Source organism: Alicyclobacillus sp. CIJ1, from assembly GCF_057538885.1.
The window spans coordinates 1-6,975 of the sequence record NZ_BAAJPH010000070.1; the positions used below are offsets into that span (position 1 = coordinate 1).

Annotated in this window: 8 protein-coding genes; all 8 read left to right on the plus strand. The window is 55.2% G+C overall.

Annotation, left to right across the window (positions count from 1 at the left end; all coding sequences use genetic code 11):
- A partial coding sequence (locus AC27E8_RS06430) for an ATP-binding protein (protein ID WP_487111376.1) occupies positions 1–1,055 on the plus strand: 1,055 nt, incomplete at its 5' end.
- A gap of 41 nt (positions 1,056–1,096) precedes the next feature.
- Entirely contained in the window at positions 1,097–2,365 is a 1,269-nt protein-coding gene (locus AC27E8_RS06435; protein WP_487097111.1) for a ParB/RepB/Spo0J family partition protein, read from the plus strand.
- Complete coding sequence (locus AC27E8_RS06440) at positions 2,365–2,955, plus strand: hypothetical protein (protein WP_487097109.1); 591 nt, start codon at positions 2,365–2,367, stop codon at positions 2,953–2,955. The genes AC27E8_RS06435 and AC27E8_RS06440 overlap by 1 nt, the downstream gene beginning before the upstream one ends.
- A gap of 513 nt (positions 2,956–3,468) precedes the next feature.
- Positions 3,469–4,872: a group II intron reverse transcriptase/maturase gene (gene ltrA, locus AC27E8_RS06445; protein WP_487097107.1), complete on the plus strand. Its 1,404-nt coding sequence runs from the start codon at positions 3,469–3,471 to the stop codon at positions 4,870–4,872.
- Between the two features lie 183 nt (positions 4,873–5,055).
- A complete protein-coding gene (locus AC27E8_RS06450) occupies positions 5,056–5,310 on the plus strand; it encodes a type II toxin-antitoxin system HicA family toxin (protein WP_487097105.1) in 255 nt (84 codons plus the stop codon).
- A 1-nt stretch (position 5,311) separates the two neighbouring features.
- The gene (locus AC27E8_RS06455; RefSeq protein WP_487097103.1) at positions 5,312–5,824 is read left to right on the plus strand and encodes a toxin-antitoxin system HicB family antitoxin; all 513 of its coding nucleotides are present in this window, start codon (positions 5,312–5,314) and stop codon (positions 5,822–5,824) included.
- Entirely contained in the window at positions 5,821–6,249 is a 429-nt protein-coding gene (locus AC27E8_RS06460) for a hypothetical protein (RefSeq protein WP_487097101.1), read from the plus strand. Before AC27E8_RS06455 ends, AC27E8_RS06460 begins: the two co-directional genes overlap by 4 nt.
- Before the next feature lie 229 nt (positions 6,250–6,478).
- Positions 6,479–6,811, plus strand: a complete 333-nt coding sequence (locus AC27E8_RS06465; RefSeq protein ID WP_487097099.1) for a PIN domain-containing protein — start codon at positions 6,479–6,481, stop codon at positions 6,809–6,811.
- Positions 6,812–6,975: the final 164 nt, after the last annotated feature.

Genomic DNA, 6,975 nt, shown 5'->3' on the forward strand with positions numbered 1-6,975 from the left:
TTGGTATGAAGTATGCTGCGGATACGATGCTCCAATGGGGTGCCATTGGTGCGGTGGTAGATCCGAAACAGGCTGAGTACGGAGCGTTGGTGAAACTTTGGCCGCGCGAAAGCGTGTGGTGGACTTTTGGAAGCGGGAGCTCGCTCAGGTTTTCACCGTTTCGCTTGGGTCGGGACGCGAGCGAGTCGCAGTTAATCGCCGAGGGGTTCCTCGGTGTTTTGCTGAATGTCACCACGCGGCGGGAAGATCAGCGGGCGTCGCTGGTCATCCAGCGCGCGCTGCACGCGCTCTATCAGGGATCACAGTGGGATATGGATCACTTCCTCTTGTGCCTGGACGCCGAGCGGAAGAACTTGCAACGTCCAGAGGAAGAACGCAACCTGGCGGATTTGTTCTTGGGGCTGCTTGAGCACTACAGGACGAGCGAACTCGGGCGTGCGCTCTACGGCAAAGACGGGGAAGACAATGTCATGGACAACCGCGCCAAGTTAGTCGTGGCGTCAATCATGGGCCTTGATTTCCCCGACCCAGGGAGTTCGCCAGACACGTGGCGCGAGAGCCAACGGTTTGCCGTCGCGATTCTCTACTTGGTGACGCAGATCGCGTTCCGGCGTCTCGTCATGGCTCCGCAAAATGTGCGCAAATTCTTCGCCGTGGATGAGGCGTGGATCCTGCGCTCGATTCCAGAAGGAAGGGCGCTCCTCAACCGGATGCTGCTTCTCGGGCGAAGCATGAATCTGGTGCTGATGATGGCGGTGCAAAACCCTGATGTTCTGTTGCCCAAACCGGGGCAGGAAAACGATGATGTGGCGGCAAGTCTGGGATGGACCTTTGTCGGACGCCTCACGTCACGGATCCAGGTCGAGCACGCGGTGCGCTTGCTCGGGTTGCCGCTTGAGAACGAAGAACAACTGAATCAGTACATCGAAACCTTCCAGGCGTTTGAGAAAGGGCGCGGGTTTTTGCGTGATCCGTTAGGGCGCATTGGCGAGGTGCAGATTGACGTGGTGGATGCGGGGCTCCTCCAAGCGTTCAATACCACGCCGGAAGTGTAGTTTTGCCCTGCACTCCCCCTCCAGTAGGAGGGGATTTTTTTATGAACACGATCCACATCGACAGGCTCAAGCCGCATCCCAAGAACACCGAATACTTCACCGACATTGGCGGCGACAAGTACGAGGAGCTCAAGCGGAGCATCGCCACTCACGGGATCCGCGATCCGCTCAAAATCCTTCCGGACGGCACCATCATTGCAGGCCACCAGCGATTCCGCATCGCAAAGGAGCTTGGGATCGAACAGGTGCCTGTGGTGATTTACGACGTGTCGCCGGAGGAAGCGGAGTATCTGCTTATCGCGGACAACGAAGAGCGCAGGGGCGAGGACGGCGATCCGATCCGGAAGGCGAAGCGGGCGAAGTTCCTCAAGGAGTATTGGGGAGTACGCCGCGGTGTCAATCAGTATTCGAGGGTTAACCAAAATGGTGAATCCACCAAGACGAGCAAGGACATCGCAGAGGCTGTGGGAACGGATGCTGCGCACTTACCGAGATTGCTGAAGCTTAACGATCTCATTCCAGAACTCCAAACTCTCGTGTCTGCGGGCAAACTCGGCACGACCGCCGCAGAACAGCTTGCGCATCTAACGCCTGACGAGCAACGCGCGTTGTTCCAAGCCTTTGGCGAGGCCATTGGCGAGCGCACGGTGACGGAAGCAAAGGAGATCCGTCGTCAGATCGAAGAGGAACGTCGGTTGCGGGAAGTCGCGGAAAAGCGGGTGCGTGAACTGGAGACCTCGGTTCAGCGACTTACGCGCGAAATCGAAGCGGCAAAGGACGAACCCGCTGCTCTTCGAGCGGCACTTGAGGACACACGACGCGAATTGGAACAGGCGCGGCGGGAACTGGCTGAGCGGCCGCGCATCGAGGTTGTGTCAGAAGAGATCAAGCGCGCGCTGGACGATTTGCGTAGGCAGAACGACGAACTCAAGGCGTCACTCGCGGAGCAGGAGCGGCTTGCAGACAAGCTTCGCAAAGAGAAGGCCGCCGCGTTGGAAGCCAAACGTCAGGCGGAGGACGAGGCGATCAAGGAACGCCTTGCGCGCCAGCGATTGGAGAAGACCTTCGAGTCGGCGGGGAATTCCGAAGCGAGCTATGCCGCGCTGCGTAATCTCGAATCCAAGCTGTACGAGGTGCGTCAAGACGTCGCGGGCATGCTTGCGGTTTGGGAACCGGAATCCGTCTCAGACGAAGTTCGGGATCACTTTGTGTCCGTGCTCTATGTGACTGCTGAGGCGTTGTCGAACCTTGCGAAGAAGTGCGAAGGCGTCAAGTCGAACAATGTCCTGATGTTCCGGAGGGACCGCTGATGGGCGCTTACGATTTCTACGAGCAGGAACGTCGTCTCGAAGCGCGAGCTGCGGGACGATTTGCCATGCGTACGTTGTCGGAACTCACAGGCCGTGTCGTGCCCCAAGGGATTCTTAATCAGTTAGCCAAGATGGTCTGGCGCGAGACCAACGCGTTCCTCGAAGACGGCGCAGTTGAGCCGTCCCTTCGGTTTGTTGAGAGCGACATTGTTCCGGCGGTCTTGCGGAGAATCGAGATGCTGGGATCGAAGTCCAAGACGGCTCAGTTTGCGAACGAACACCCGAACGAGACCAAGGTGGCTGTGATGGCGTTGGCAGAACGAGCCATGTCGCTGCAGAAAATCTCCAGGGGGTGTTTTTTCGACATTGGATTTGCCGTCGCGACGATTCGATACGAGTTGGACCGGGAGCTCTATGGTTTGGTGGTGCCTGCCGTCAAAGCGGTGATGGCGAAAGTTTCGAATGTCGACGAAGAGACCGTCCTGGTAGTGTTACGCGAAGAGATCAGCCGCGTCCTTCGAGAACGAATCGAGGCGCGGATGTGGACATTGGCGAATCTGGACGATGGGCAACATCGCGTAGCGCAATGAGGAAGCCGCCCTGCCCGAAGTGGTGGGGCGGCCTTTTTTGCCCTGCAAACGCCGCTCAATCGTGAAGGAACGGAAACCTGTACGCCGCGCGTACAGGTTTCTCCGCAGTGCGCCCGGCATGGGCGGTAGCTAGGCGGTGAAAGTCCGCTGCGGGGGTTGGCTGTTACCAACCGCTAGCCAAAGGCAAGGGTGTCCATCGCGAGGTGGAATCTGAAGGAAGCCGGAGGCAAAGCCCCGACCTGAGGACCACGAACCCAAGGTGAGGCTGCTGCATTTGGGCGAGTCTCCACGACTAGACAAAGCCCCATACAGCCAAGGGATGCAGCAGTAAATTGGGCAGGTACATGGGGTGAAAGCGACCGTTCTTACCCGGGGAGGCCTGCTCGGCACGCCGGTAGAGCCGGTAACCGCCGCCGAGAGGCGGCGCTGAACGAGCAGGAGTCAGCAGAGGTCATAGTACGCAGGTGAGCGCTCACCAGCGGAAGGACCGAACGTGAAACGAGGATGGACTGGATGCGTTCATACGGCGGGCAAAGACAGCAGAAAACCCCGCAAGGGGCCTTGAACCGGAAGGAAGCGGTGAAGCCGCAGGGGTCCGGAACTCAAGGGCCGAGTTCGTCGTTGGCACAAATCGAGATTCCATCCAGCGGAACTGAGATGTCGCTGTTGGAGAAGATGCTTGAGCGAGGAAACATGCTCGAAGCGCTTCGGCGAGTCGAATCCAACAAGGGAGCGCCAGGGGTCGACGGGGTCACGGTCGCAGAACTGCGCTCGTACGTGCAGACCCACTGGGCTGAGATTCGTCAGCAGCTGCTCGAGGGGACCTACAAACCGCAACCCGTCAGACGAGTCGAAATCCCGAAACCCGGAGGCGGGGTGAGGGGACTAGGCATCCCCACCGTGATGGACCGACTCATTCAACAGGCATTGCTTCAAGTGCTCAATCCCATCTTCGACCCAGGGTTCTCCGAGAACAGCTTCGGATTTCGACCTGGACGAAGTGCACACGACGCGTTGCGACGCGCGCAGGAACACATCCGTGCCGGACACCGATGGGCCGTGGACCTAGACCTCGCGAAATTCTTTGACCGCGTCAATCACGACATGTTGATGGCTCGGGTAGCGAGGAAGGTGCGAGACAAGCGGGTGCTGAAGCTCATCCGGTCGTACCTGGAAGCGGGCGTGATGATGAACGGCGTCGTGGTGCGAAACGAGGAGGGAACGCCACAAGGAGGTCCACTGAGCCCGCTCTTGGCGAACATCATGCTCGACGACTTCGACAAGGAACTGGAGCGACGCGGGCACCGGTTTGCCCGGTACGCGGACGATTGCAACGTATATGTGAGATCGAAGCGAGCAGGTGAACGCGTCATGGCGTCACTAACCCGCTACCTGGAGGAGACGTTGAAACTGAAGGTCAACCAGGAGAAGAGCGCGGTGGACCGCCCTTGGAGACTGAAGTTCCTGGGTTACAGCTTTCTTGCGGATGAGGATGCAACGCTCCGGCTTGCGCCGAAGACCGTCGAGCGATTCAAGGAGCGGATTCGGGAGCTCACCAGCCGGTCGCGCAGCATGCCGATCCAAGAACGCATCCGAAAGGTGAACGCGTACATTCTGGGATGGGTTGCGTATTACCGGCTGGCTGCCATGAAGACGCACTGCATGCGATTCGACGAATGGATACGGCGGCGGGTGAGGATGTGCATCTGGAAGCAATGGAAGCGGGTGAGGACTCGATACCGAGAACTGCGCGCACTCGGGATAGCCGAAGAAATCGTCCACATGACGGCGAATTCGCGAAGAGGACCGTGGTTCATGGCCAGGATATTGAACCGTATCCTCGATCGTGTGTACCTCACCAAACTAGGACTCAGGAGCATGTATACGCGATATCTCGAACTCTGTAGCGTTTCATGAACCGCCGTATGCGGGACCGCACGTACGGTGGTGTGAGAGGACGGGGGCTAGCCGCCCCCTCCTACTCGATTGTCCTGCAGACCCTTCTTCAATAGGGTTGCACATTGATGTTCCAAAGACTAAAATGACATCACAGGTGATATCAAATGCGGCGGTTTTGGAGAAACTGTGGAGGTAAGAACGTTGTCGCAATTGGAAAAACGCCTACAAAGACTTCTCCGCGGTGCAAACGAATGCGATTGGACAGAATTAAAAGTTATATTGCAGCATTACGGTGCAAAGATTATCCCACCAAGAGATGGAAGTCATTGGCGAATATCACATAGAGATGATCCTGATAAAGAGATCTTAACCATTCCTGTTCACAACAATAAAGTGAAAAAAGTATATGTGAAGAAGCTGATTAACCTCTTGCTACGTTGTTTGGAGGATGAATAATATGGCCGACATCGATCGTTTGATGAATCGCCGTTACAAGATAGAATTGCGCCAATTGACCGAAGAAGACGGTGGGGGATGGTTTGCGGAAATTCCAGCTTTGAAAGGATGCTGTGCAGATGGGGAGACTCCAGAAGAAGCACTGCAGAACTTAAATGAGGCAAAGAGGGCATGGTTTGAAACGGCATTGGAAATCGGGAGAGAAATTCCTGATTCGGATGCAGATGAAAACGAGGAACAGTACAGTGGCCGCTTCGTGGTTCGGCTCCCTAAGTCAATGCATCGGAGACTTGCTCAATTGGCCAAACAAAACGGCGTAAGTATGAATCAGTATGTCAATGTTCTCATTGCTTTGGGTTTGGGAATGATGCAAAGGCAAGCCCCCAGTTTCGTAACGAATTTTAAGGATGTGCTTAACTCGTTTGCGATGAATCGTCCGTTTATTGATGTGACGGAGATGATGCAGATGATGCGATTGCAAAGCAAAATGACTGAGGGAGGGTCGCTACGTTGACCAATAAAAAAATGCCTCCGATCAAACTGGTTGGTTTAGAGTTGAAACGAATACATTTTGAACACAATGATACGTTTTTGGGTGAAGGAGAACCTAAGAGAACGAATCGTGTGGAACTTGCGCACCTTGGTGAACAAACTTTTTCCATTGAAAATCGCGATCAAGTTACTTTCGGAAAGAACGAAGGCGTGAAACTCGAAATTGTGATTCGAGGAACCTTCCAAAGATACAGGCAATGGACTGAGGAGAGAATCAACGAGGAACTAGAATTACTGGCAACACCCTTACGTTTAAAATCATCTCTGGTTATTGCGTTCCTTACGGATCAATCGCTTCAAATTCCTGTCCTTGTTCCGCCTGTTTCAGAAGATACGATGCCGCACAATCCGTTTGATGACGAAATAGATGAAGAAGAAATGGGTTAAAGCACTTTTGTCCTGCATTCCCTCTCCGATGAGGGAGTGATCCGTATGGCGAACTCACGTGGAACATTTACGGTGGCATTTGGCGATGCCCAATCTGGCAAGAGTCACTGGGCGCAAACACACCTGGACGAGATCGGCGAACAGTGGTTTGGAACCAACAATATTGTGTATTGGGATATGTACGCGAAAGACGCTGCGGAGTTGGCCTCAATTTTGGAGTCAGATTCGTGTGCAGCCATCGTGGTTGACCATGATGAACCTCCACCGCCTAGGCGCGAGGCGACAAGCGGTGGAGGTTCATTATCTTGATCGTGGGCTTGTCTCCTTGCGCGTTCCGGCGATTGTTTTCGCTGAGTTGTGCTGGGTGCTGGAAAGCTTCTATGGGAAGCATCCAACAGAAATCGCGAAGGTGCTGGCGCAATTAACGGAAGTCAAAGGCCTTGAGATCGAGGAAAAGGAGATCGTACTTGAGGCGCTTCGCGACTTTGACGAACAACACGTGGACTATATTGACGCATACATTGCCCGAAAGCGCGACACAGTAAGTGTCCGACGGTTTTGACTTGGAACCAGAAGCACTTTCGACGGTTACAGGTTGGCCATGTGACGCCGGGCCATGTCTTGCGCTCGGGTGAATGAACAAAGCGAACGAAGCCGCTCTGCAAACGATGCAGGGCGGTTTATTTTTGCTTTTTTTGCCCTGCAAATCTCCCTTGTTGAGAGGAG